General features: G+C 43.0%; 1 protein-coding gene. It reads right to left on the bottom strand.

What is annotated here, in order from left to right; all coding sequences use genetic code 11:
- The coding region (locus V6252_RS13205; protein ID WP_425355884.1) for a serine dehydratase beta chain at window positions 1-105 on the bottom strand (105 nt) is incomplete at its 3' end.
- Window positions 106-223: the final 118 nt, after the last annotated feature.

Here is a 223-nt window from a genome sequence, read left to right as displayed (position 1 = left end):
AGTTAGCGAGGTCAAAAATAAGGTTGCAGCGACCATCGGTCCGACTGTATGCGAACAGGATGGGCCGATGCCGATTTTAAATAAATCAAAAACACTGATCATAATAAGTCTCCAAAAATTTTAAGCGCTTTAGCCTATTTTATCTCTGGCATTGGGCGCTTTTGTGAAAAATATAATAGACAGCCATCGCGCCCACCTATCAATGGTGACTAGGAGCGATGGC

Origin of the sequence: Psychrobacter proteolyticus (assembly GCF_038155145.1) — a bacterium.
Classification (GTDB): domain Bacteria; phylum Pseudomonadota; class Gammaproteobacteria; order Pseudomonadales; family Moraxellaceae; genus Psychrobacter; species Psychrobacter proteolyticus_B.
This window is presented reverse-complemented; position numbering and strand designations above follow the sequence as displayed.